Origin of the sequence: Streptomyces sp. KR55 (genome assembly GCF_052245645.1) — a bacterium.
In the GTDB taxonomy this organism is placed as follows: Bacteria; Actinomycetota; Actinomycetes; order Streptomycetales; family Streptomycetaceae; genus Streptomyces; species Streptomyces flavusporus.
Genome location: NZ_JBQQCE010000108.1, coordinates 1 through 24,104, shown reverse-complemented (window position 1 = coordinate 24,104; position 24,104 = coordinate 1). Strand labels below are relative to the sequence as shown.

The following is a 24,104-nucleotide window of genomic DNA, read 5'->3' as shown; positions in this document are numbered from 1 at the left end:
AACGCGCACATGGCAAGAGCGCTCGACATAGGACGAGCACCGCAGGACACGCACGCACCCGCAGCACGACACAACAAAACGGGGCCCGAGGGAGGGAAGCGACGATGGGGTCGGAGCAGATCCGCCGCTGGGAGTCGGGAGCACTGGCACACGCCGTGACGGATCCCTTCGGCCAGGGCCCGGTCCCCTGGCTGCGCGGCAGCGAGACGTACTTCGACGACACCGGCCAGGTCGTCCCCTGGTACGTGGACCCGGCCCCCGGCCAGCAGCCCCCGCCCACCGCAACCGGCACCCCCCGCGTCCCCGCCCCCCGTTCCGCCGGCGGCCCCCGCTCCGCGGACGACGTCCACCGCCAGATCAAGGGCTTCACGTCCACCGGCGCGGCCGCCCCCGGCGAGGCAGTCGACTTCCACATCACCGTCGACCCGCCCCAGGAGTTCGCCGTAGACATCTACCGCATCGGCCACTACGGCGGTGACGGCGCCGCCAAGATCACCACCAGCCCCCGGCTGTCAGGCATCGTGCAGCCCCCGCCGCTCACCGCAGACCGCACGGTCTCCTGCCACCACTGGTGGCTGTCCTGGCGGCTCCAGATCCCGTCGTACTGGAGCGTCGGCGCCTACGTCGCCGTCCTCACCACCGCCGACGGCTACCGCTCCCACGTCCCTTTCACGGTCCGCCACCACCACCCGGCCGACCTGCTCCTGTTGCTCCCGGACATCACCTGGCAGGCGTACAACCTCTACCCGGAGGACGGCCGCACGGGCGCGAGCCTCTACCACGCCTGGGACGAGCACGGCCGGCTGCTCGGCGAGGCCGACGCCGCGACCACCGTCTCCTTCGACCGGCCGTACGCGGGCGCGGGCCTGCCCCTCCATGTGGGCCACGCCTACGACTTCATCCGCTGGGCCGAGCGCTACGGCTACGACCTCGCCTACGCCGACGCCCGCGACCTGCACGCCGGCCGTGTCGACCCCACCCGCTACCGCGGCCTGGTCTTCCCGGGCCACGACGAGTACTGGTCGACGAGCATGCGCCGCACCGTGGAACTCGCCCGGGAGTACGGCACGTCCCTGGTCTTCCTCTCCTCCAACACCATGTACTGGCAGGTGGAGCTCGGCCCGGCACCGTCCGGCACCCCGGACCGTCTCCTCACCTGCCGCAAGCGCAAGGGCCCGGGCAGGCCGGTGCTGTGGCGTGAAGTCGACCGCCCGGAGCAGCAGTTGATCGGCATCCAGTACGCGGGCCGCGTCCCCGAGCCGCACCCCCTGATCGTGCGCAACGCCGACCACTGGCTGTGGGAGGCGACCGGCGCGCACGAGGGCGACGAGATCGAGGGCCTGGTCGCGGGGGAGGCCGACCGCTACTTCCCGCGCGCCCCGCTCCCCGACCACGACGAGCGTGTCCTGCTCGCCCACTCCCCGTACACCGACAGCGAGGGCGTGCTCCGCCACCAGGAGACGTCCCTGTACCGCGCCCCCTCGGGGGCCCTCGTCTTCGCGGCCGGGACGTTCGCCTGGTCCCCCGCCCTGGACCGCCCCGGCCACGTGGACGCCCGTATCCAACGGGCCACGGCCAACCTCCTGGACCGCATCTGCAAACGTGACTGACCTGACCCGCTGTCCACGCTCATCCCGGCATACGGGAGAATCGACCCATTGGACAGAACCACGGGGAGGAACCGTGTCCGGATTCGTAGAAAAGCCCGAGCCGATCCAGGTTCCGGGCCTGGTGCATCTGCACACCGGCAAGGTGCGCGAGCTGTACCAGAACGAGGCGGGCGACCTCGTGATGGTCGCCAGCGACCGTATCTCCGCCTACGACTGGGTGCTGCCGACCGAGATCCCCGACAAGGGCCGCGTCCTCACCCAGCTCTCCCTGTGGTGGTTCGACCAGCTCGCCGACCTGGTCCCGAACCATGTCCTGAGCACCGAGCTGCCGCCGGGCGCCCCCGCCGACTGGGCCGGCCGCACTCTGGTCTGCAAGTCGCTGCAGATGATCCCGGTGGAGTGCGTGGCCCGCGGCTACCTCACCGGCTCGGGCCTGGCCGAGTACCGGGAGTCCCGTACCGTCTGCGGCCTCGCCCTTCCCGAAGGCCTCGTCGACGGTTCCGAACTGCCCGCCCCGATCTTCACGCCCGCTACCAAGGCCGAGGTCGGCGAGCACGACGAGAACGTCTCCTACGAGGAGGTCGTCCGCCAGGTCGGCGCCGACACCGCCGCCCAGCTGCGCCAGGCCACCCTCGCCGTCTACTCCCGCGCCCGCGACATCGCCCGCGACCGCGGGATCATCCTGGCGGACACCAAGTTCGAGTTCGGCTTCGAGAACGAGACCCTGGTTCTCGCCGACGAGGTCCTCACGCCGGACTCCTCCCGCTTCTGGCCGGCCGACCAGTGGCAGCCGGGCCGCGCGCAGCCGTCGTACGACAAGCAGTATGTCCGCGACTGGCTGACCTCCGCCGAGTCGGGCTGGGACCGCACGAGCGAGCAGCCGCCGCCTCCGCTGCCGCAGCAGGTCGTGGACGCGACCCGGGCCAAGTACGTGGAGGCGTACGAGCGCCTGACGGGCACCACCTGGAGCTGACGGCACGAAAAAGACCCCGGTCGTGATGACCGGGGTCTTTGTCCAGAGCGGACGACGAGGCTCGAACTCGCGACCTCAACCTTGGCAAGGTTGCGCTCTACCAACTGAGCTACGTCCGCAGTGCGCCGTGGCGCAAGAGCAACTATACCCAACCTCGCTCGCGGGCGAGCCGTACCGCCGTATGACGGTTCTCCGCCCCGAGTTTCGACACGGCCGACGACAGATAGTTCCGTACGGTCCCCTGTGACAGCGCGGCCCGCTGGGCGATCTCCGCGACGGGCGCCCCGTCTGCGGCCAGCTCCAGCACCTCGGCCTCGCGTGCGGTCAACGGCGAGTCCCCGGCGGAGATCGCGTCGGCGGCCAAATCGGGGTCCACGAACCGGTTTCCTGCATGCACCGTGCGGATGATCTCAGCGAGCCGCTGCGCACTGACCGTCTTCGGGACGAACCCGCGCACACCCGCCGCGAGCGCCCGCTTCAGATGCCCTGGCCGCCCGTGGCTGGTCACGATCAGTACCTGACAGCCGGGCAGTTCGGCACGCAGGGATGTGGCCACCTTCACACCGTCCGCGCCGGGCATCTGAAGATCGAGCACGGCCACATCCGGCTCGTGCGCCCGCGCCATCGCCAGCGCCTCCGGCCCGCTCGCCGCCTCGGCGACGACCACGAGGTCGTCCTCCAGGGAGAGCAGCGCGGCGAGCGCACCCCGGATCAGATGCTCGTCGTCGGCGAGCAGTACGCGCACGGTCACGAGGCGACCTCGCAGTCGGCCCCCGTGAACGGCACCTCCGCCACCAGCCGGAACACCCCGCCACCGACCGGGCCTGCCGCCAGCGTCCCGTCGACCGCGGTCAGCCGCTCCCGCAGCCCGGCGAGACCGGAGCCCCCGCCCGCGGCCCGCAGCCCGGCAGGCCCCGAGCTCCCGCCCCCGGCCCGCAGACCGCCCGCACCGTCGCCCGCCGCACTGCGGCCCTGCGAACCCCCGTTGCCCGAACCCTCACTGCCCGCACCCCCGTCGGTGACCCCGTCGTTCTCCACCGTGAGCACCACAGTCCCCTCCTTCACCCGCAGCCCCACCACACATCGCCCGGCGTCCCCGTGCCGCAGCACATTCGTCGTGGCCTCCCGCACGACCCATCCGAGCGCCGACTGCACCTCCCCCGGCAGCCCGGTGACCTCCCCGGTCACCTCGCACTCGATACCGGCGGCCGTCAACACCCCGTGCGCACCGGCGAGTTCCGCCCCGAGGTCGATCTCTCGATACCCCCGTACGACATCCCGTACCTCGCGCTGCGACTGCTGCGCGATCCGCTGCACCTCGATCATCTGCTCCACCGCCTCGGCCCGGCCGCGTCGGGCCAACTGCACGGCCAGTTCGCTCTTCAGCGCGATCACGGCCAGGTTGCGCCCCATCACATCGTGCAGATCCCGACCGAACCGCAGCCGTTCCTCCGCGACGGCGAGCCGCGCCCGGGTCTCGCGGGCGGCGTCGAGTTCGTAGACGGCGTTGAGCAGCCAGACGGAGAAGACGGAGGTGAAGGCGAGGAGCCCGCCCCCGAGCAGCACCACGAACGTCCCGATCAGGGCGGCTCCCCAGGGGGTCCCCAGTGGCAGCGACACCGCTCCGGCGCCCGCTGCGCAGCCGGCCACGACCGCGAACACCCGCCGCCGGCTGCGGATGCCGAGCGCGATGCTGCCGGCACCGAAGATCAGGACGACCCCGAAGACCGCGCCCGGGGCGGTGGCGGCCTCGCCCCGGACCGGGAGGTGCTTCACGAGTACGAGCGCGGTGACGGAGATCACCGTGCTGACCGCCCCGAGCGTCCACAGCAGCCGGACCGGCTGCTCGCGCCTGCCGCGCGTCCAGTCCAGAGCCCGCGAGGCGGTCACGGCGCAGGTCGCGGCGTGCACGCACACCATCAGCAGGAGCCAGCTCCCCAGCCCCGGCCCCGCCTCGCCGACGGCCGGGATCCCGATCGTGAGGATCTCGATCACCGCGAAGAAGTGGAACGACCACCGGGTGTACGTCTCGACCTTCGCCGGTGTGCTCTTGCCCCGCCACCAGCTCCCCGGCCCGCGCAATGCCCCGCTCCCCCCGTTCGTCAGCGCCTCGGCTCCCAGCGGAACCATCGCCGTACAGCAAACACCGCGAGCACGGTCCAGGCCAGTGCGGTCGCCACGGCGCCCAGCGCCTCGTAGGTGGACAGGTCCCCGGTCCAGCCGCCGCGCACCAGGGTGATGACCGGTGTCAGCGGCAGCAGTTCGCACACCGAGGCCAGCCGGTCGGGGAGCAGTTCCAGCGGGACGGTGACGCCCGAGCCGAGCATGGACACGAACATCATCGGCAGGCTGGTCACCTGGGCGCTCTCGGCGGTCCTGGTGAACCCGGCCGTGACCGCTGCCAGCGCCCCGCACAGCACGAGCCCCAACAGCACCCCGACAACGGCGAGATGAGGAGCGGGCGGTGCCCCGAGATCCAACAGGACCGTGCAGCCGGCCGCGAGCAGCAGGCACTGGGTGAGCCCGATCCCGGTCGCCGGCAGCGCGGCGCCGACGAGGATCTCCCGGTCGTGCAGCTCCCCTGTGCGCAGCCGTTTCAGCACGAGTTCCTCGCGGCGGACGACATAGGCGTTGGTGAGGGCGGCGTAGACCGCGAAGAGCAGGGAGAAGCCGACGGCGGCGGGCAGGAGCACGGTGCCGACCGTGAGCCCGGCGTCCGCCAGGTCCATCCCGTCGATGGCGGAGCGCACGCTCAGCGGCAGCAGCAGGGGCACGAGAACCGCGGTGACGAGGGTGGCCCGGCTGCGTACCAGCAGGGTCAGTTCGGCCCGCGCCAGCGCACTCATCCGAGCCGTGACGGTCGTGGTCATGCGGCCACCTCCGCCTTCTCCGCCTCGGCGGCGGCACCGCGCCCGGCGATCTGCAGGAACGCCTCCTCCAGCGAGGCCGACCGCACATCCAGCCCTCGCAGTTCGACCCCGGTGTCCCGGGCCCACACCAGCAGCTCGGTGGCCGCCCGTTGCACCTCATGCGTCCGCAGTCGTACGGCCCGCCCGTCCACCTCGTGCCCGACGACCCCCAGCTCACCGAGGGGCGGCAGGTCTCCCAGGAAGTAGCCCTGGGGCAGCTCGAAGGAGATCCGGGCCGGCTGTGACGCCGTCACTTCGGCCGGTGTCCCGGTGGCCGCGATCCGCCCCTTGTGCATGATCGCCAGCCGGTCGGCCAGCCCCTCCGCCTCCTCGAGGTAGTGCGTGGTCAGCAGGACCGTCGTCCCTGTGTCCCGCAGCCTGCGGACCAACTCCCAGGTGTCCCGTCGCCCTTCGGCGTCCAGCCCGGTCGTCGGCTCGTCCAGGAACAGCACCTCGGGATCGCCGAGCAGTGCGAGCGCCAGGTCCAGGCGCCGCCGTTCACCCCCGGACAGCTGCTTCACGCGTATGCCGGACCGCGGGCCGAGCCCCACGAGGTCCAGCGCCTCGTCCACCGTCCCGCCCGTCTCCCGCCGCCACCCCTCCAACGAGCGGCTGCGCCGCGCACCCCTCTTTGCCCCGCTCGTACAGCCCGCCCACATCCGCACGGTCTCCGCGACGGTCAGCTCCGACGGAAAGCCGCCCTCCTGCAGCATGACCCCGGTCCGCGGCCGGACGACGGCCCGCTCGGTGTAGGGATCACTCCCCAGCACCCGCACCTGGCCTCCGGCGGGCTCCGCGAGCCCCTCCAGCAGTTCGACGGTGGAGGTCTTGCCGGCGCCATTGGTGCCCAGCAGCGCGAAGAGCTCGCCACGTTTCACGTGGAACGTGATCCCGCGCACAGCCTCGAACCCGCCCCCGTACACACGCCTCAGGTCGGTGACCTCGATCACGTGCTCGTGTTCCTTCGTGTTCATGACCACAAGCATCCCGGCGGCCGCGGCCCGGCAGGAGTGCACGGTGTCACCACTCGGGATGACAAATGTCAGACGTCGGCCATCCGCACCTACGCCAAAGGCCCCGGTCGATGACCGGGGCCTTTGTGACTGGAGCGGACGACGAGGCTCGAACTCGCGACCTCAACCTTGGCAAGGTTGCGCTCTACCAACTGAGCTACGTCCGCATTGCTCCCGATCAGCTTTCACTGACCGGTGCGAGCACCAGCCTACCTGATCCACTTGAGTGGTCGGGACGGCGATGCAGAGCGGGTGACAGGGATCGCACACTGCGCCTTCCCCCTGGAAGGGGGATGTTCTACTACTGAACTACACCCGCATGACTCCGTGGGCTGGGCTTTTCCGCCTCGCCCCTCGGCGTGCTCCAGACTCTAGCTGATCACCAGGGGTGCTGCGCAAGTCGGCTCTTGCGAGGGGCGCGTGAGCGGCCGAGCCCGGAGCCCGTCCACCTCCACGGTGCGGGCTTACTGGGCCGCGGCGAACGCCTCGTAGACCTTCTTCGGGATCCGGCCCCGCGCGGGTACGTCCATCTTGTTGGCCTGTGCCCAGGCCCGAACGGCCGCCGGGTGGGGGGCGACCTCCGTCTGCCGATAGGCCTTGCCCGACTTCGACCGCTTGCGGCCGGCCTCCACGTACGGCTCGAGCGCCTTACGCAGTTTCTTGGCATTGGTTTCGTTCAGGTCGATCTCGTACGACTTGCCGTCGAGTCCGAAGGCGATCGTTTCCGCCGCTTCCGAGCCGTCGATGTCGTCAAAGAGAGTGACCACGACACGCTGCGCCACGAATATCGGTCCCTTCGTGCGGCACCTCGGTGATGACGTGCCAAGACGTCATGGAGATGCCGCGGAGATGTCGGCTGTCGGCCAGTTATCGGGGAAAGTATCGGCTATTGCCAATTCATTTGTACAGTGCTCGGCAAAGCAATGTGAAGCCCGAGTAAATCTCCCCGCGTGTCCAGGATTCAAGGGGGGAGCGCGGCGACTTCGATTGAGGGTGGTGGGGGGAGGCGGTTGGGCGCAATAGTCATCGCGTGCGGATCCTGGATCTTTCCCGGAACTTTTCGTGAACGGGTCGCTCCGATGCCGGATCGTGATGATCAGCCCGTAGCTTCCTACAACTCTACCCGCGTAGAAATTTTGTGCGGGTAGTCTGAAGGAACCTGCTCAGCACCACACACCGGGAGTGCCAGTGGCACGCGTCGTAGTCGACGTCATGCTCAAGCCGGAGATCCTCGACCCCCAGGGCCAGGCGGTGCAGCGCGCACTGCCGCGGCTGGGTTTCGACGGGATCTCGGACGTACGTCAGGGAAAGCGATTCGAACTGGAAGTTGAGGGGCCGGTCGACGAGGCCGCGCTCGCCCGCATCCACGAGCTTGCGGAATCCTTCCTCGCCAACACCGTGATCGAGGACTTCACCGTCAAGGTGGAGGAAGTCGCGGGGGCTGCGAAGTGACCGCACGTATTGGCGTCGTCACTTTTCCTGGCAGCCTCGACGACCGGGACACACAGCGTGCGATCCGGCTCGCCGGCGCCGAGCCTGTTGCTCTCTGGCACAAGGACAAGGACCTGAAGCAGGTCGACGCCGTGGTGCTGCCCGGCGGTTTCTCCTACGGCGACTATCTGCGTGCCGGGGCCATCTCCCGTTTCTCGCCGGTGATGGAGACCGTCATCGAGCAGGCGAAGGCCGGTCTTCCGGTCCTCGGCATCTGCAACGGCTTCCAGGTTCTCACCGAGGCCCATCTGCTGCCCGGCGCGATGCTCGGCAACGACCATCTGCACTTCATCTGCCGTGACCAGAAGCTGCGAGTGGAGCACGCGGACACCGCCTGGACCAGCGACTACACGGCCGGCCAGGAGATCCATATCCCGCTGAAGAACATGGACGGGCGGTACGTCGCCGACTCGTACACGCTCGACCAGCTGGAGGCGGAGGGCCGGGTCGTCTTCCGCTACCTGGACTTCAACCCGAACGGTTCCCTTCGGGACATCGCCGGCATCACCAACGAGGCCGGCAACGTCGTGGGCCTGATGCCGCACCCGGAGCACGCCGTCGAGCCGCTCGTCGGCACCGGCCGCACCGACGGCCTCCCCTTCTTCACCTCGATCCTCAAGAAGCTGGTCAACGCATGAGCAGGACGCCTCTGGACACGGTCGAGCACGCGGCCGCGACCCCCGACGTCGCGCTGCCCTGGGCCGAACTCGGCCTGAAGAAGGACGAGTACGAGCGGGTCGTCGAGATCCTCGGCCGCCGCCCGACCGGCGCCGAACTCGCCATGTACTCGGTGATGTGGTCCGAGCACTGCAGCTACAAGTCCTCCAAGGTCCACCTCCGTCAGTTCGGCGAGAAGGCCCCCGAGTCCGACGCCCTCCTCGTCGGCATCGGCGAGAACGCCGGTGTCGTCGATGTCGGCCAGGGCTATGCGGTCACCTTCAAGGTCGAGTCGCACAACCACCCGTCGTACGTGGAGCCCTACCAGGGCGCCGCGACGGGCGTCGGCGGCATCGTGCGCGACATCATCGCGATGGGCGCGCGGCCGGTCGCTGTCGTGGACCCCCTGCGCTTCGGCGCGGCCGACCACCCCGACACCAAGCGCGTCCTCCCGGGCGTCGTCGCCGGTATCGGCGGCTACGGCAACTGCCTGGGCCTGCCCAATATCGGCGGCGAGGTCGTCTTCGATCCCTGCTACCAGGGCAACCCGCTGGTCAACGCCGGGTGCATCGGCGTCATGCGGCACGAGGACATCCACCTCGCGAAGGCGTCCGGCGCGGGCAACAAGGTCATCCTGTACGGCGCTCGGACCGGCGGCGACGGCATCGGCGGCGCGTCGATCCTCGCCTCCGAGACCTTCGACGACGCCAAGCCCTCCAAGCGCCCCGCCGTCCAGGTCGGCGACCCCTTCCAGGAGAAGCTCCTCATCGAGTGCACCCTGGAGGCGTTCCGGGAGAAGCTGGTCGTCGGCATCCAGGACCTGGGCGCGGCGGGCCTGTCCTGCGCGACCAGCGAACTCGCCTCCAACGGCTCCGGCGGCATGACGGTCGTCCTCGACGACGTACCGCTGCGCGACTCCACGCTCTCGCCCGAGGAGATCCTCATGAGCGAGTCGCAGGAACGCATGTGCGCGGTCGTCGAGCCGGGCAAGGTCGACCGCTTTCTCGAGATCTGCGAGAAGTGGGACGTCATCGCGACGGTCATCGGTGAGGTGACCGACGGTGACCGCCTCGAGATCTTCTGGCACGGCGAGAAGATCGTCGACGTGGACCCGCGGACGGTCGCCCACGAGGGTCCGACGTACGAGCGCCCGTACGCCCGCCCGTCCTGGCAGGACGCCCTCCAGGCCGACGACGCGGGCAAGCTCCCGCGCCCGGAGACCTCGCAGGAGCTGAAGGACCAGGTCCTGAAGCTGGTCGCGTCCCCGAACCAGGCCTCCAAGAAGTGGATCACCTCGCAGTACGACCACTTCGTGCAGGGCAACACCGTCCTCGCCCAGCCCGAGGACTCCGGCATGATCCGCATCGACGAGGAGACCGGCCTCGGCGTCGCCATCGCGACGGACGGCAACGGCCGGTACGCCAAGCTGGACCCGTACAAGGGCGCTCAGCTGGCCCTCGCGGAGGCCTACCGGAACGTGGCGACGACCGGCGCGAAGCCGCTGGCCGTCTCCGACTGCCTGAACTTCGGCTCGCCCGAGGACCCGGCGGTGATGTGGCAGTTCGCGGAGGCGGTACGGGGCCTGGCGGACGCCTGTCAGCAGCTGGGCACGCCCGTGACCGGCGGCAATGTCTCGCTCTACAACCAGACGGGCGAGGCGGCCATCCACCCGACCCCGGTCGTCGCGGTCCTCGGCGTGATCGACGACGTCGCTCGTCGCACGCCGGTCGGTTTCCAGGAGGAGGGGCAGCTGCTGTACCTCCTCGGCGACACGCGGGAGGAGTTCGGCGGCTCGGCCTGGTCCCAGGTCGTCCACGACCACCTCGGTGGCTTGCCGCCCGAGGTCGACCTGGAGCGTGAGCGGCTGCTCGCCGAGATCCTGATCTCCGCCTCCCGCGACGGAATGATCGACTCCGCGCACGACCTGTCCGACGGCGGTCTCATCCAGGCCGTGGTCGAGTCGGCGCTGCTCGGCGGCAAGGGTGCCCGTCTGGTCGTGCCGGACGGTCTGGACGCGTTCACCTTCCTCTTCTCCGAGTCGGCCGGCCGCGCGATCGTCGCCGTCCCGCGCTCGGAGGAGGTCCGCTTCAACGACATGTGCGGCGCACGCGGCCTCCCGGCCACCCGCATCGGTGTCGTCGACGGCGACGCGGTCGACGTCCAGGGCGAGTTCGCGCTCTCCCTGACGGAGCTCCGCGAGGCCCACGAGGAGACGATTCCGGCGCTGCTGGCGTAACCACTCGCACAACCTCGAAGGCCCTGTCCGGTTGCCGGGCGGGGCCTTCTGGTGTCCGCACGGTCAGTGGCTGCCGGTAGCTTCAGCAAAACCTGGCGATGCGTGGGGAGCGAGGTACGGGGAGCGGGGGAGATACCTGACGGCGTGCGGAAGTCCGTGAACGCGCCTTCGGCTACGACCGCCTGATGGCAGCCGAGATGGAGCAGGTGTTCCGGGCCTACGTCACCGCTGTCGCCGAGCGGCGCGCCTGCACGGACGTGAAGTTCCCGGGCCCGTCGACCTTCCGAGGGAAGAACTAGGCTCCGACCATGCCCCCGGCCAAGAAGCGCCCCCGCACCTACGACCCCGCCAAGACCCGCGCAGCCGTGCTCGCCCAGTTCGGCAACGTACGGGAGGCCGTTCGCAGCCTCACCCCCGAGCAGCTGGCACTTCCCACCCGCCTCGGTGACTGGACCGTGCGGGAGTTGATCGTGCACACCGGGATGGCCCTGGCGGCGGTCGGCCGACTGCTCAGCGAGGCCGAGCCCCCGCGGCAGGACGCGCGGCTGCTCGACTGGCCGTTCGCGATAGCCGCCGACGCCCCGGGCATCGCCGACACCGCCCGTCACCTGGCCGAACAGCATCCCGACCTGGACGCCCACCTCGCCGGCATCGAGCAGCGCTTCACCGCCGACCTCGCCGCGCACCCCGGCACCCGGCTGCTCCCCACCAGCGCGGGCGCCCTCCCGCTGGCCGACTACGTCGTCACTCGCACCGTCGAGCTCGTCGTCCACACCGACGACCTGAACGCAGCCGTCCCCGGCCTCGACATCCCCTACGACCGCCAGGCCCTCGCCGCCACCACCCGGCTGCTCGCCGACGCGCTCGCCGCGAAGGCACCCGGCGGGGCGACCGAGGTGCGGATCCCGCCCTACGCCGTCGTGCAGTGCGTCGAGGGCCCCCGGCACACCCGCGGCACCCCGCCCAACGTCGTCGAGACCGACCCGCTGACCTGGCTCCGGCTCGCCACCGGGCGGATGGAGTGGACCGAGGCCGTCCGCGAGGCGAAGGTCAGCGCGAGCGGGGAGCGGGCGGATCTGGGGGAGTTCCTTCCGCTGATGTCGTAGCCGGAAAACCGGGAACCAATCACCCCACCCGCCCCGTCGAATCGGCATGTACAGGCAGAAGCAGCGCATCACCCTCACGGCCGCCCTCGCCCTCGTCCCCCTCGCCGCGGCCTGCGGCAGTGAACAGGCGGGCAGCACGTCGGCCGCCGCCCAGAAGCCCGTCACCGGCGTGCACTGGACCGTCGACAGCCTCACCGTCGACGGCAAGGAGCACGACGCCCCCACCGACGCCCACGTCACGATCGACGACAGCGGCGAGGCCCAGGGCAACTACGGCTGCAACCACTTCAGCGCCCGGGCCGCCTTCGACGGCGACCGCATCCGGCTCAGCGACGCCACGGTGACCGAGATGGCCTGCGAGGACGCTCCCATGACCTTCGAGGAGAACCTCGCCCGCACCCTCGCCGACGGCCCGCTGAAGACCGAGGTCAGCGGCGACCGCCTCACCCTCACCACCGACGCCGGCGACACCGTCCGCCTGACCGAGGAGCAGGACGCCCCGCTGTACGGCACGAAGTGGACGGTGACGGCACTGGGCGAGGGCGAGGTGGCCGAGTCCCTCCCGAAGGGCGCCGAGGGCAAGGCGTACCTCACCTTCGAGGAGAAGCCCGGCAAGGTCAGCGGCCGCCTCGCCTGCAACAAGGTCAACGCCGAGGCCACCGTGCGCGACGGGCGGATCACCCTGGGCACCGCATCCACCACCCGCATGATGTGCGAAGCCTCACTCATGGATACGGAAAAGCGCCTCCTGCGCCTCTTCGACGGCACGGTCAGCTACCGCCTGGAGCACCGCACCCTCACGCTGACCAGCGAAAACGGCGAGTCCATGACCGCGACGGCCGGGAAGTGACCGGTTACCGCCGAGTATCCCCAATTCGGACCAGTGGTCGATCTCGCCTACACTCGGAGCCGTGCCACGTGGTGACGGTCGACTCAATCACGATCTGCTTCCCGGCGAAAAAGGCCCCCAGGACGCGTGTGGCGTCTTCGGTGTCTGGGCTCCGGGTGAAGAGGTCGCAAAGCTCACGTACTTCGGGCTCTACGCCCTCCAGCATCGGGGCCAGGAATCCGCGGGAATCGCGGTCAGCAACGGCTCCCAGATCCTCGTCTTCAAGGACATGGGACTGGTCTCCCAGGTCTTCGACGAGACCTCCCTCGGTTCCCTCCAGGGTCACATCGCGGTCGGTCACGCCCGCTACTCGACCACCGGCGCCTCGGTGTGGGAGAACGCCCAGCCGACGTTCCGCGCCACCGCGCACGGTTCCATCGCGCTCGGCCACAACGGCAACCTGGTCAACACCGCCCAGCTCGCCGAGATGGTCGCCGACCTGCCCAAGCAGGAAGGCCGCACCACCCGGGTCGCGGCGACCAACGACACCGACCTCCTGACGGCCCTGCTCGCCGCCCAGGTCGACGCCGACGGCAAGCCGCTGACCGTCGAGGAGGCGGCCCCCGTCGTCCTGCCGCAGGTCAGGGGCGCCTTCAGCCTTGTCTTCATGGACGAGCACACCCTGTACGCCGCCCGCGACCCGCAGGGCATCCGCCCCCTCGTCCTGGGCCGCCTGGAGCGCGGCTGGGTCGTGGCCTCCGAGACCGCCGCTCTCGACATCGTCGGCGCCAGCTTCGTGCGCGAGGTGGAGCCGGGCGAGTTCATCGCCATCGACGAGCAGGGCCTGCGCACTTCGCGATTCGCGGACGCGAAGCCCAAGGGCTGTATCTTCGAGTATGTGTACCTGGCCCGCCCGGACACCGACATCGCCGGCCGGAACGTCTACCTCTCCCGCGTCGAGATGGGCCGCCGCCTGGCGAAGGAGGCCCCCGTCGAGGCCGACCTGGTCATAGCGACCCCGGAGTCCGGCACCCCGGCGGCCATCGGTTACGCGGAGGCGAGCGGCATCCCGTTCGGCGCGGGTCTGGTCAAGAACGCGTACGTGGGCCGTACGTTCATCCAGCCCTCGCAGACGATCCGCCAGCTCGGCATCCGTCTGAAGCTGAATCCGCTCAAGGAAGTCATCAAGGGCAAGCGCCTGGTCGTCGTCGACGACTCGATCGTCCGCGGCAACACCCAGCGGGCCCTGGTCCGCATGCTGCGCGAGGCCGGCGCGGCCGAGGTCCACATCCGGATCTCCTCCCCGCCCGTGAAGTGGCCCTGCTTCTTCGGCATCGACTTCGCCACCCGCGCCGAGCTCATCGCCAACGGCATGACCACCGAGGAGATCGGCACCTCCCTCGGCGCCGACTCCCTGGCGTACATCTCCATCGACGGCATGATCGAGGCGACCACCATCGCCAAGCCGAACCTGTGCCGCGCCTGCTTCGACGGCGAGTACCCGATGGAACTCCCGGACCCCGAGCTGCTCGGCAAGCAGCTCCTGGAGACCGAGCTCGCGGCCGGTACGGCCGCCCCGGCTGCCGTCGACGCGATCCGTCGCCCGTAAGCCCCGTAGAAACCAACCCGAAAGATCCCAGGCAATGTCTGAGACTGCTGTGCCCGGTGCTTCCTACGCGGCTGCCGGCGTCGACATCGAGGCGGGCGACCGCGCGGTCGAGCTGATGAAGGAGTGGGTGAAGAAGACGCAGCGCCCCGAGGTCCTCGGCGGCCTCGGCGGCTTCGCCGGCCTCTTCGACGCCTCCGCCCTCAAGCGCTACGAGCGTCCCCTGCTCGCCTCCGCCACGGACGGCGTCGGCACCAAGGTCGACATCGCCCGTCGGCTGGGCGTCTACGACACGATCGGCCACGACCTGGTCGCGATGGTCATGGACGACATCGTGGTGTGCGGCGCCGAGCCGCTGTTCATGACCGACTACATCTGCGTCGGCAAGGTCCACCCCGAGCGGGTGGCCGCCATCGTGAAGGGCATCGCCGAAGGCTGTGTGCTGGCGGGCTGCGCCCTGGTCGGCGGTGAGACGGCCGAGCACCCGGGTCTGCTGGGCGAGGACGACTTCGACGTCGCCGGTGCCGGTACGGGCGTCGTGGAGGCCGACCGGCTGCTCGGCCCGGATCGTATCCGTACGGGTGACGCCGTCATCGCCATGGCGTCCTCCGGTCTTCACTCGAACGGGTACTCACTGGTCCGGCACGTTCTGCTGGACCGCGCGGGCCTGACCCTGGAGTCGGAGATCGCCGAGCTCGGCCGCACCCTCGGCGAGGAGCTGTTGGAGCCGACGAAGATCTACTCCCTGGACTGCCTGGCCCTGACCCGCACCACCGAGGTGCACGCCTTCAGCCACATCACTGGCGGCGGACTCGCGGCCAACCTGGCCCGGGTCATCCCCGACGGGCTGCACGCGATCGTCGACCGCTCCACCTGGACCCCGGCCCCGGTCTTCGACCTGGTCGGCCGGACCGGTGACGTCGAGCGCCTGGAGCTGGAGAAGACCCTGAACATGGGCGTCGGCATGATCGCGATCGTGCCGGAGGAATCCACCGAGGTGGCGCTGGCGACGCTGGCCGACCGCGGAGTGGACGCATGGGTCGCCGGCGAGATCACGGACCGGGGTGAGCACACGACCGGTGCCGCCCTCGTGGGTGACTACGCGTAAACGGAGCCCTTTGGGATCCCCCTGCTCCAGCGCAGTCGAGAGTGGGGGGAGTTCGAGGAGCGGGTCCGGGGCGGAGCCCTGAGGCGGCAGCACGAAACCCGGTCCGGCGCTCGAAGCCCCGGACCGGGTAAGGCACGACTAAGCCGCTGCAGGCATCACGCGCCGCGACGATGCTGCGAGGACTGGTCGTCCTCGTCGTCCTCGTCGTCGTCCTCATAGAGGTCGGCGTACCGTGAATACAGGTCGTCGTCCTGCTCATCGTCCTCGAAGCGGTCGCCGTTCGGCGACTGGTTCGACGTCGATGCGCCCAGCTCTTCAGCCAGGCGTGAGAGGTCAGTCCCACCGCTGTTGTACTTCAGCTGGCGGGCGACCTTCGTCTGCTTGGCCTTGGCCCGGCCGCGCCCCATGGCTCGACCCCCTCAACGACGGGGCTCGACGGCCCCAGAGTCTGACACGCGTTCATGATCCGGAACGGACTCTCCGTGGAGAGGCCGGTCCGTAGGGCTTCCACGGTACCTGAGCCCGCGCCCATACGGTACGTCGCCCGCAGGAAGGGCGTGTGCACAGGACCTTCGAGGAGCCCCGTCCTCGCTGGTCAGTGGCGATTTTAACCACTTATTGGCGGACGACCCGCCGGTCGAAGTGAGAGTTCTCTCCAAGTGCCCACCGGCAGGTACCGCCCAAACCTGTCAGCCGCCCTCGCCGAACGTCACCATCCCCGCAACGCGGCGGCGTCGTGCATCCGCTGTTCCGCGATCCGGTCGGCCGCGGCGGCCGGCGGAATGCCATCCGCCTTCGCACGTGCGAATATGGCCAGCGTGGTGTCGTAGATCTGCGCGGCCTTCGCCTTGCACCGGTCGAAGTCGAAGCCGTGCAGCTCGTCGGCGACCTGGATGACGCCGCCGGCGTTGACCACATAGTCGGGCGCGTAGAGGATCCCGCGGTCGGCGATGTCCTTCTCCACGCCCGGGTGGGCGAGCTGGTTGTTGGCCGCGCCGCACACCACCCTGGCGGTCAGCACCTGCACGGAGTCGTCGTTCAGCGCCCCGCCGAGCGCGCAGGGAGCGTAGACGTCCAGCCCGTCGATCCGGATCAGCGCGTCGGTGTCGGCGACGGCCAGCACGTTCGGATGCCGCTCGGTGACCCGCTGTACGGCCTCCTCGCGCACATCCGTGACGAAGACCTCGGCGCCCTCCGCCAGCAGGTGTTCCACCAGGTGGTGGCCGACCTTGCCGACGCCGGCGATCCCGACCCGGCGGCCGCGCAGCGACGGGTCGCCCCACAGATGCTGGGCGGACGCCCGCATGCCCTGGTAGACGCCGAACGCGGTGAGCACGGAGGAGTCGCCCGCGCCGCCGTTCTCCGGCGAGCGCCCGGTCGTCCAGCGGCACTCGCGGGCGACGACGTCCATGTCGGCGACATACGTACCGACATCACAGGCCGTGACGTACCGACCGCCCAGCGAGGCCACGAACCGGCCGTAGGCGAGCAGCAGCTCCTCGGTCTTGATCCGCTCGGGGTCACCGATGATCACGGCCTTGCCGCCGCCGTGGTCGAGCCCGGCCATGGCGTTCTTGTACGACATCCCGCGGGCGAGGTTCAGCGCGTCGGCGACGGCCTCCGCCTCGTTCCGGTACGGGTAGAAACGGGTACCGCCGAGCGCGGGGCCCAGGGCGGTGGAGTGGATGGCGATGACGGCCTTGAGGCCGCTCGCGCGGTCCTGACAGAGCACGACTTGCTCATGACCCCCCTGGTCCGAGTGGAACAGGGTGTGCAGTACATCAGCAGGTGCGCCGGTTACGTCGGTCACGGTTGTGACTCCTGATGTAAGTAGCGGCGGTTGACGGGGCTCCCGTGGTGGTGGCGGGGGCCTGTGAGCATGAGATTAGAGCCTCGTGGCCCCGCCGACCGAGCAGTGCTCAGGATCACCTCCGGACGGAGTACGTCCGTGCGACGATTTGCATAGTTTTCCCGCGCGTTTGTGGGCGGGTTCCGCAGTTTTCCCCAGCAGCCGGCGGGGGAGGGAGCAGGCGTGCCCAAGGTGTCCTCGGTGATCGTCCCGTATGCGGCGTACCTGCGCGTGTACGAGCCGCTGGCCGCCTTCCCGGAGCCGGAGCGCGGCCAGTGGGCCCGCTACGCCCACCGCCCCGACCGCCCCTCCTATCAGGACGAACTCCGCCGCTCCCTGGCCGACTTGCTGCCCACCCCGCCCGTGCCGGTGCCGGTGCACGAGAGCCGCGACGCCTTCGTGCTGGAGGCCGACGGGGTGGTCCACGTCTGCCCCTGGCGCACCCGGCTGCGCGGCTGGCAGGCCCTGGGTGATCTCGCCGAGGAGGTCCCGCCGCCCCTGTTGGACGCCGTCCTGCCTCCGCTGGTCCGCCACCAGGCCGCCCAGGACTACGAGCGCTGGCTCGCCCTCAACCCGGACGCCCGCCCCTGGATCCGCACCGCGACCTGGCAGGTGCCGCTGACCTGGTTCGTCCTGGTCTCGGACGAGGAGCGGCAGTACGACAAGGGCGCCGGGGGCGCGGAGGACTCCGCGCCGGTGCTGCGCTACCGCACGCCCATGGTGCAGGCCCGGCGCCGGGTGGCCCGCGCCCTGCGCACCCTCAGGAACGCCATGGACGAGGGACCGCTCATCGACGGTCTCGTGGACGTCGGGCGCTGGCTGGAGGAGTTCCATCCACGCTCCCTGGTGGAGCTGGACTACGGCGGGCTGGTGCACGCCCTGCCGGCCGGCGAGCTGGAGGGCGATCACTCGGCGGCCGACGTGGCCGAGGGGATCGAGGCGCTGCGCAACGGCGACGGGGCCGCGGCGGGCGAGGCGTACGGCCGGCTCGTGGAGCGCTGGCGGTCGGTACGCGACCTGCGTTCGGCGAACTGACGTACTGTGCTGTGACGCACCTTACGGAGCCTCAACAACGGACCTAGAGCGCGATCTGGGCGTTTGTGTCAAGGCTGTGATGGAGGCGACAAGCGTGACGGACGGCACGTACACGTCCCTTGCGCCCCTTGACCCCCCTCATGCCAAAATAGGACAAGGAGTCCGGGGAGGACTCTCTCCGTCCCATGTGCTCAACTATGGGCGGAATCTCAGCATTGCACGCTTTGGTGGGTCTGGTGACTCCAGATCGCCGCTGTGACTGATCGTCACAACGGCGTGACTGTCCGCTATGGCATGGTCCATCGGCTTCCGTCGCTGATGAACACCTGGGAGGGCAATTCCATCGGTTTGGCCGACGCGGCTGGACAGATGGTGTAGTTGTAGTGCCGAGGACAAGCCGTTCGTCCTATAACCGACTCGACTCGCGTCCGCCATTTCGGGCAACGCGGGTCAAGGTGCAGAATTTAGAGGAAAGAACCGAGAAGGTTCGGTTCTCCCGAGGAGGCCGCTCATGACCGCTCGCACCCCTGATGCCGAGCCGCTGCTGACCCCGGCTGAGGTCGCCACGATGTTCCGCGTCGACCCGAAGACGGTCACGCGGTGGGCGAAGGCCGGCAAGCTCACTTCCATCCGCACGCTCGGCGGGCACCGCCGCTACCGCGAGGCCGAGGTCCGCGCACTGCTCGCGGGCATCCCGCAGCAGCGCAGCGAGGCCTGAACCTGAACAACTGAATAACCGGGCAAACCGGCCGGTTCCCCCAACCAGCCGTGGCGTCCGAAACAAGCTCCAACCGACGCGGATCCTGCCCCAACAGGGTCCACGCCCAAGGTCTTCAGGCAACTGACAGGGTGCGTCGTCGATCGCGCTGGACTCCGCCGGGTCCAGCGCGATCTTTTTTGTGCGCGGGAGGTCGACCCTGTGGGCTGCCTTGTCGGAGTCTGGGGAGGGGTGTCGGAGCTGCTGTGCGGGCACCCTCCCCGGTGGTGCAATTGCACATATTAAATTGAACAGTTGTAGGGGATGGGTAAGTACCGCGGTTTCAGAAACTCATGCGGTGACACCCGTCACATGGCAGGGAGCTTGTTGCCTCTGACCTATGTGCGATAAGGGAGTTGGTCATGTGACGGAGGCACTCGAGGGGCGCTCGCCCTCGGTGCTCTCCTTCGGTACGTCCGTCGCCCGCGGCGCGGAGGCCATGGCGAGCCGCAGGAGCTGGTGGCAGATCGGGCAGTGCCGGGTCAGATGCCGATACGACGACGCGGCCGACAGATGCGCGCGGAGCAACGCCCGCGTCTCGTGCCTGACCGATGCCGCCATGCGCCACCTCCGGGGTCGTACGGGAAACGCTGCCCTGGTTTCTGAGTACCGAGCGAATGTGACGCCGTCAAGGCGGCGAGGGGCTCCGCCGGTAACGGCGCTTCGTGGCACCCGGCGCTGCGGTGACCGCTCCCTGGGGAGCCTGCGGCCCCCAGACCCCGCTTCGGCCCTGAACGGCCCTCGTCCTCAAACTCCCCCAGAGGGGGCACCCCCAGACGGGCTGAGATTTCGCCGACCGGCGCCGGATGCGTGCGCCGGGGCATGAGTAAGGCCCGCAGTCCCACCTTGGCAGGGTGGTGAGCGGGTTGGGCGGCATGAGTGAGGCCCGCGTCCTGAGCGGATGCGGGCCTCATTCGTTTGCTGCGGTCCTGACGGGATTTGAACCCGCGGCCTCCACCTTGACAGGGTGGCGAGCACTCCAAACTGCTCCACAGGACCAGGTTTCGCTGCGCGTTTGTTGCGTTGCGCTGCGAGAAGAAACTGTACAGGAGGGCGGGGTCCTGGTCGAACTCACCCTGGGTTGCCACTCTGTTACGGGACCGCCGCGTCGATCGCCTTCATGATGCGCTTGTCGGAGACCGGGTACGCAGTGCCGAGGGCGTGCGCGAAGTAGCTGACGCGGAGTTCCTCGATCATCCAGCGGATGTCCAGCACCGAGGACGGGACCGGGCGCCCCTGCGGCATCTGTTCGAGGAGCCAGGCGTACTCGTCCTGCATCTCCTTGACCTTCTCCATGCGCGTGGTGTCCCGCTGGACGTTCGTCGGCATCTGCTGCAGTCGGCGGTCCGCGGCGACCAGGTAGCGCATCAGGTCCGGCAGGCGCTGCAGCCCCGCCTCCGTCACGAAGCCGGGCTTCACAAGGGCGTCCAGCTGCCCCCGTACGTCCTGGAGGTTTGCCAGGAGCGCGGGGCTGCGTACGCCCTTCAGACGGCGCTCACAGGCCTGCCAGGCGGCGAGGACCTGCTGCACCTGCCCGACCGTACGGACCGTCGTGTCGACGATCTCGGCGCGCACCCTGTCGTACAGCTTCCGGTACGACTCCTCGTCCCACGCCGGCCCGCCGAAGTCCGCGATCAGTTTGTCGGCCGCGGCCGTCGCGCAGTCGTCGAACAGGGCCTGGATCGAGCCGTGCGGGTTGGCGGAGAGGGCGAGCTTCTGGGCGTTCGTCAGCTTCTCGGATGCGAACTTCGCAGGGTTCACCGGGATGTTGCGGAGGATCAGGCGGCGCGTGCCCTTCCACATGGCCTCGGCCTGCTCCGCCTCCGTGTCGAATAGGCGTACGGAGACCGTGTCGCCGTCGTCGACGAGCGCCGGGTACGCCTTCACGGGCTGGCCGGCCCGGCGGGTCTCGAAGACGCGGGTGAGCGTGCCGATCGTCCAGTCGGTCAGGCCCTTGCGCTCGACGGACTCGCCGCCCTGACGCTCGGCCGTGGCCGCGGCGGCCTGCGAGAGGGCCTTGCGGGCCTTCGGCTTCAGCCGGAGCTTCAGCGCCTCAAGGTCCTTGTCCTCCGCCAGATTGCGGCGGCGCTCGTCGATGATGCGGAACGTGATGCGCAGATGGTCGGGGACCTTCGACCAGTCGAAGTCGTCGGCGGTGAAGGGGACGCCGACCATGCGCTTCAGCTCGCGGGCCATGGTGGTGGTGAGGGGTTCCTGGAGGGGGGTGGCGCTTTCCAGGAACGCCTTCGCGTAGTTGGGCGCCGGTACGTAGTTGCGGCGGATCGGCTTCGGGAGGGACCGGATCAGCTCGGTGACCACTTCCTCCCGCAGGCCCGGGATCTGCCAGTCGAAGCCCTCGTCCGTGACCTGGTTGAGGACCTGCAGCGGAATGTGGACGGTGACGCCGTCGGCGTCCGCGCCCGGCTCGAACTGGTACGTGACCCGGAACTTCAGCGGGCCCTGCCGCCAGGTGTCCGGATAGTCCGCCTTGGTGACCGCCTCCGCCGACTCCCGGATGAGCATCTCGCGCTCGAAGTCCAGGAAGTCCGGCTGCTCGTGCCGCTTGCGCTTCCACCACGAGTCGAAGTGGGCGCCGGAGACGACGTGTTCGGGGATCCGCTGGTCGTAGAAGTCGAAGAGGGTCTCGTCGTCGACCAGGATGTCCCGGCGGCGGGCGCGGTGCTCCAACTCCTCTACCTCGGTGAGGAGTTTGCGGTTGTCGGCATAGAACTTGTGATGCGTGCGCCAGTCGCCCTCGACCAGGGCGTTGCGGATGAACAGCTCGCGGGAGACTTCCGGGTCGATCCGGCCGTAGTTGATCTTGCGCTGGGCGACGATCGGGACGCCGTACAGCGTGACCTTCTCGTACGCCATCACCGCGGCCTGGTCCTTCTCCCAGTGCGGTTCGCTGTACGTCCGCTTGAGGAGGTGCTCGGCGAGCGGCTCGACCCACTCCGGCTCGATCTTCGCGTTGACGCGGGCCCAGAGGCGGGAGGTCTCCACGAGCTCGGCGGACATCACGAACCGCGGCGGTTTCTTGAAGAGGGCCGAGCCCGGGAAGATCGCGAACTTGGCGTTACGGGCGCCGAGGTACTCGTTGCGCTCCCTGCGCGCGCCGGAGTCCCTGCTGTCCTTGGACTCCTTCACGTCCTTCATCCCGATGTGGGAGAGAAGGCCGGCGAGCAGGGAGACGTGGATGCGGTCGGCAGGGGCGTCGTCCTCGTTGACGTGGATGCCCATCTGCTTGGCGACCGTGCGCAGCTGGGTGTAGATGTCCTGCCATTCGCGGATGCGCAGGAAGTTGAGGTACTCCTGCTTGCACATCCGGCGGAAGGAGGACGAGCCGCGCTCCTTCTGCTGCTCGCGGATGTACCGCCAGAGGTTGAGGTAGGCGAGGAAGTCGCTGGTCTCGTCCTTGAAGCGGGCATGCAGCTGGTCGGCCTGCGTCTGCTTGTCGGCCGGGCGCTCCCGCGGATCCTGGATGGACAGCGCGGCGGCTATGACCATGACCTCGCGGACGCAGCCGTTCTTGTCGGCCTCCAGCACCATGCGGGCCAGGCGCGGGTCGACGGGGAGCTGCGCGAGCTTGCGGCCCGTGTCGGTGAGACGCTTGCGCGCGTCCTTCTGGGCGGGGTCGAGCGCGCCCAGCTCCTGCAGAAGGTGAACGCCGTCGCGGATGTTGCGGTGGTCCGGCGGGTCGATGAACGGGAACTTCTCGATGTCGCCGAGGCCGGCCGCGGTCATCTGGAGGATGACGGACGCGAGATTCGTCCGCAGGATCTCCGCGTCCGTGAACTCCGGCCGGGCGAGGAAGTCGTCCTCGCTGTACAGCCGGATGCAGATGCCGTCGGACGTACGGCCGCAGCGGCCCTTGCGCTGGTTGGCGCTCGCCTGGGAGACCGGCTCGATGGGCAGCCGCTGGACCTTGGTGCGATGGCTGTAGCGGGAGATCCGGGCGAAGCCGGGGTCGATGACGTACTTGATGCCCGGGACGGTGAGGGACGTCTCGGCGACGTTGGTCGCCAGAACGATCCTGCGGCCGGCGTGCGGCTGGAAGACCCGGTGCTGCTCGGCGTGGGACAGGCGGGCGTACAGCGGGAGGATCTCGGTGAAGCGGTACTGCTTCTTGGTGAGGGCGTCCGCGGTGTCCCGGATCTCCCGCTCACCGGAGAGGAAGACCAGGATGTCGCCCTGGCCCTCCCTCTGGAGCTCCTCGACCGCGTCGGTGATCGCGGTGATCTGGTCGCGGTCGGCGTCGTCGCCGTCCTCTTCGAGGAGGGGCCGGTAGCGCACCTCCACGGGATACGTACGGCCGCTGACCTCGACGATCGGCGCGTCGCCGAAGTGCCGGGAGAAGCGCTCGGGGTCGATGGTGGCGGAGGTGATGACGACCTTGAGATCGGGCCGCTTCGGCAGCAACTGCGCGAGATACCCGAGCAGGAAGTCGATGTTGAGGGACCGCTCGTGGGCCTCGTCGATGATGATCGTGTCGTAGGCGCGCAGCTCGCGGTCGGTCTGGATCTCGGCGAGCAGGATGCCGTCCGTCATGAGCTTGACGAAGGTGGCGTCCGGGTTCACCTGGTCGGTGAAGCGGACCTTCCAGCCGACGGTCTCACCCAGCGGAGTGTCCAGCTCCTCGGCCACCCGCTCGGCGACGGTACGGGCGGCGATACGGCGGGGCTGGGTGTGCCCGATCATGCCGCGGACACCACGCCCGAGCTCGAGACAGATCTTCGGGATCTGTGTCGTCTTGCCGGACCCGGTCTCACCGGCGACGATCACGACCTGGTGGTCGCGAATGGCGTCGGCGATCTCGTCCTTCTTCTGGCTGACGGGCAGCTGGGGCGGGTAGGTGACCGCGGGCACGCGCGCCCGCCGGCCGGCCATCCGCTCCTCGGCCCTGGCGACCTCCGCCTCGATCTAGG

Annotated in this window: 20 protein-coding genes and 4 tRNA genes; 11 read left to right on the top strand and 13 right to left on the bottom strand. The window is 69.4% G+C overall.

The genetic code is table 11. From position 1 onward, the window contains the following. The first annotated feature begins 104 nt into the window (after positions 1-104). Both ACTWQJ_RS17995 and ACTWQJ_RS17990 read left to right on the top strand, forming a co-directional pair. The gene (locus tag ACTWQJ_RS17995; protein ID WP_443307639.1) at positions 105-1,610 is read left to right on the top strand and encodes a N,N-dimethylformamidase beta subunit family domain-containing protein; all 1,506 of its coding nucleotides are present in this window, start codon (positions 105-107) and stop codon (positions 1,608-1,610) included. 73 nt (positions 1,611-1,683) lie between these two features. Next, positions 1,684-2,583, top strand: coding sequence for a phosphoribosylaminoimidazolesuccinocarboxamide synthase (locus ACTWQJ_RS17990; protein WP_443307638.1), 900 nt, complete (start codon positions 1,684-1,686; stop codon positions 2,581-2,583). Between the two features lie 46 nt (positions 2,584-2,629). Here ACTWQJ_RS17990 and ACTWQJ_RS17985 read toward each other — a convergent pair. The 8 genes from ACTWQJ_RS17985 to ACTWQJ_RS17950 form a co-directional block, all read right to left on the bottom strand. After that, positions 2,630-2,702 (bottom strand) — tRNA-Gly (locus ACTWQJ_RS17985). 23 nt (positions 2,703-2,725) lie between these two features. Then, a complete protein-coding gene (locus tag ACTWQJ_RS17980) occupies positions 2,726-3,334 on the bottom strand; it encodes a response regulator (RefSeq protein WP_443307637.1) in 609 nt (202 codons plus the stop codon). Beyond that, positions 3,331-4,665, bottom strand: a complete 1,335-nt coding sequence (locus tag ACTWQJ_RS17975) for a sensor histidine kinase (RefSeq protein ID WP_443307641.1) — start codon at positions 4,663-4,665, stop codon at positions 3,331-3,333. Before ACTWQJ_RS17975 ends, ACTWQJ_RS17980 begins: the two co-directional genes overlap by 4 nt. A 20-nt stretch (positions 4,666-4,685) precedes the next feature. After that, entirely contained in the window at positions 4,686-5,453 is a 768-nt protein-coding gene (locus ACTWQJ_RS17970) for an ABC transporter permease (RefSeq protein WP_443307636.1), read from the bottom strand. After that, positions 5,450-6,466, bottom strand: a complete 1,017-nt coding sequence (locus tag ACTWQJ_RS17965; protein ID WP_443307635.1) for an ABC transporter ATP-binding protein — start codon at positions 6,464-6,466, stop codon at positions 5,450-5,452. The genes ACTWQJ_RS17970 and ACTWQJ_RS17965 overlap by 4 nt, the downstream gene beginning before the upstream one ends. A gap of 130 nt (positions 6,467-6,596) precedes the next feature. Next, positions 6,597-6,672: transfer RNA gene (locus ACTWQJ_RS17960), tRNA-Gly, on the bottom strand. A gap of 80 nt (positions 6,673-6,752) precedes the next feature. Beyond that, a tRNA-Gly gene (locus tag ACTWQJ_RS17955) sits at positions 6,753-6,824 on the bottom strand. Positions 6,825-6,969: 145 nt separating this feature from the next. Next, positions 6,970-7,287: a histone-like nucleoid-structuring protein Lsr2 gene (locus tag ACTWQJ_RS17950; protein ID WP_409471078.1), complete on the bottom strand. Its 318-nt coding sequence runs from the start codon at positions 7,285-7,287 to the stop codon at positions 6,970-6,972. A 406-nt stretch (positions 7,288-7,693) separates the two neighbouring features. Here ACTWQJ_RS17950 and purS point away from each other — a divergent pair, with 406 nt between their 5' ends. The 7 genes from purS (at position 7,694) to purM (ending at position 15,538) form a co-directional block, all read left to right on the top strand. Further along, positions 7,694-7,957: a phosphoribosylformylglycinamidine synthase subunit PurS gene (purS, locus tag ACTWQJ_RS17945; RefSeq protein WP_129798634.1), complete on the top strand. Its 264-nt coding sequence runs from the start codon at positions 7,694-7,696 to the stop codon at positions 7,955-7,957. Next, positions 7,954-8,634, top strand: a complete 681-nt coding sequence (gene purQ, locus ACTWQJ_RS17940) for a phosphoribosylformylglycinamidine synthase subunit PurQ (RefSeq protein ID WP_224739379.1) — start codon at positions 7,954-7,956, stop codon at positions 8,632-8,634. Before purS ends, purQ begins: the two co-directional genes overlap by 4 nt. Beyond that, positions 8,631-10,889 carry a phosphoribosylformylglycinamidine synthase subunit PurL gene (purL, locus tag ACTWQJ_RS17935; protein ID WP_443307634.1) on the top strand — a complete coding sequence of 753 codons (2,259 nt, stop codon included), beginning with the start codon at positions 8,631-8,633 and terminating at the stop codon, positions 10,887-10,889. The genes purQ and purL overlap by 4 nt, the downstream gene beginning before the upstream one ends. 308 nt (positions 10,890-11,197) lie before the next feature. Beyond that, positions 11,198-11,995, top strand: a complete 798-nt coding sequence (locus ACTWQJ_RS17930) for a sterol carrier family protein (protein ID WP_443307633.1) — start codon at positions 11,198-11,200, stop codon at positions 11,993-11,995. Between the two features lie 46 nt (positions 11,996-12,041). Next, positions 12,042-12,845 carry an META domain-containing protein gene (locus ACTWQJ_RS17925; RefSeq protein ID WP_443307632.1) on the top strand — a complete coding sequence of 268 codons (804 nt, stop codon included), beginning with the start codon at positions 12,042-12,044 and terminating at the stop codon, positions 12,843-12,845. A gap of 61 nt (positions 12,846-12,906) precedes the next feature. Next, positions 12,907-14,433 carry an amidophosphoribosyltransferase gene (gene purF / locus ACTWQJ_RS17920; RefSeq protein WP_443307631.1) on the top strand — a complete coding sequence of 509 codons (1,527 nt, stop codon included), beginning with the start codon at positions 12,907-12,909 and terminating at the stop codon, positions 14,431-14,433. A gap of 34 nt (positions 14,434-14,467) precedes the next feature. Continuing rightward, positions 14,468-15,538, top strand: a complete 1,071-nt coding sequence (purM, locus tag ACTWQJ_RS17915; protein ID WP_385510631.1) for a phosphoribosylformylglycinamidine cyclo-ligase — start codon at positions 14,468-14,470, stop codon at positions 15,536-15,538. A gap of 155 nt (positions 15,539-15,693) precedes the next feature. On the opposite strand, the gene ACTWQJ_RS17910 is transcribed toward purM, so the two are convergent. Together ACTWQJ_RS17910 and ACTWQJ_RS17905 are read right to left on the bottom strand one after the other, a co-directional pair. Further along, positions 15,694-15,945: a DUF3073 domain-containing protein gene (locus ACTWQJ_RS17910; protein WP_129798627.1), complete on the bottom strand. Its 252-nt coding sequence runs from the start codon at positions 15,943-15,945 to the stop codon at positions 15,694-15,696. Between the two features lie 302 nt (positions 15,946-16,247). Further along, entirely contained in the window at positions 16,248-17,348 is a 1,101-nt protein-coding gene (locus ACTWQJ_RS17905; protein ID WP_443307630.1) for a Leu/Phe/Val dehydrogenase, read from the bottom strand. A 222-nt stretch (positions 17,349-17,570) separates the two neighbouring features. Here ACTWQJ_RS17905 and ACTWQJ_RS17900 point away from each other — a divergent pair, with 222 nt between their 5' ends. Next, positions 17,571-18,422 (top strand): hypothetical protein, encoded by an 852-nt coding sequence (locus ACTWQJ_RS17900; protein ID WP_443307629.1) that lies wholly within the window; start codon positions 17,571-17,573, stop codon positions 18,420-18,422. A 511-nt stretch (positions 18,423-18,933) separates the two neighbouring features. Next, a complete protein-coding gene (gene bldC / locus ACTWQJ_RS17895; RefSeq protein ID WP_003949541.1) occupies positions 18,934-19,140 on the top strand; it encodes a developmental transcriptional regulator BldC in 207 nt (68 codons plus the stop codon). 399 nt (positions 19,141-19,539) lie between these two features. On the opposite strand, the gene ACTWQJ_RS17890 is transcribed toward bldC, so the two are convergent. The 3 genes from ACTWQJ_RS17890 to hrpA form a co-directional block, all read right to left on the bottom strand. Continuing rightward, positions 19,540-19,740 carry a DUF6274 family protein gene (locus tag ACTWQJ_RS17890; RefSeq protein ID WP_443307628.1) on the bottom strand — a complete coding sequence of 67 codons (201 nt, stop codon included), beginning with the start codon at positions 19,738-19,740 and terminating at the stop codon, positions 19,540-19,542. A 363-nt stretch (positions 19,741-20,103) separates the two neighbouring features. Beyond that, positions 20,104-20,178, bottom strand: a tRNA-Asp gene (locus ACTWQJ_RS17885). Between the two features lie 93 nt (positions 20,179-20,271). Then, entirely contained in the window at positions 20,272-24,099 is a 3,828-nt protein-coding gene (hrpA, locus tag ACTWQJ_RS17880; protein WP_443307640.1) for an ATP-dependent RNA helicase HrpA, read from the bottom strand. Positions 24,100-24,104: the final 5 nt, after the last annotated feature.

Excerpts from the sequence above, each read along its gene's own strand:
- bldC (WP_003949541.1), top strand. The coding sequence starts at position 18,934 with ATGACCGCTCGCACCCCTGATGCCGAGCCGCTGCTGACCCCGGCTGAG.
- purL (WP_443307634.1), top strand. The coding sequence starts at position 8,631 with ATGAGCAGGACGCCTCTGGACACGGTCGAGCACGCGGCCGCGACCCCC.
- ACTWQJ_RS17970 (WP_443307636.1), bottom strand. The coding sequence starts at position 5,453 with ATGACCACGACCGTCACGGCTCGGATGAGTGCGCTGGCGCGGGCCGAA.
- ACTWQJ_RS17910 (WP_129798627.1), bottom strand. The coding sequence starts at position 15,945 with ATGGGGCGCGGCCGGGCCAAGGCCAAGCAGACGAAGGTCGCCCGCCAG.
- ACTWQJ_RS17930 (WP_443307633.1), top strand. The coding sequence starts at position 11,198 with ATGCCCCCGGCCAAGAAGCGCCCCCGCACCTACGACCCCGCCAAGACC.
- ACTWQJ_RS17925 (WP_443307632.1), top strand. The coding sequence starts at position 12,042 with ATGTACAGGCAGAAGCAGCGCATCACCCTCACGGCCGCCCTCGCCCTC.
- ACTWQJ_RS17965 (WP_443307635.1), bottom strand. The coding sequence starts at position 6,466 with ATGAACACGAAGGAACACGAGCACGTGATCGAGGTCACCGACCTGAGG.
- purM (WP_385510631.1), top strand. The coding sequence starts at position 14,468 with ATGTCTGAGACTGCTGTGCCCGGTGCTTCCTACGCGGCTGCCGGCGTC.
- ACTWQJ_RS17890 (WP_443307628.1), bottom strand. The coding sequence starts at position 19,740 with ATGGCGGCATCGGTCAGGCACGAGACGCGGGCGTTGCTCCGCGCGCAT.
- ACTWQJ_RS17995 (WP_443307639.1), top strand. The coding sequence starts at position 105 with ATGGGGTCGGAGCAGATCCGCCGCTGGGAGTCGGGAGCACTGGCACAC.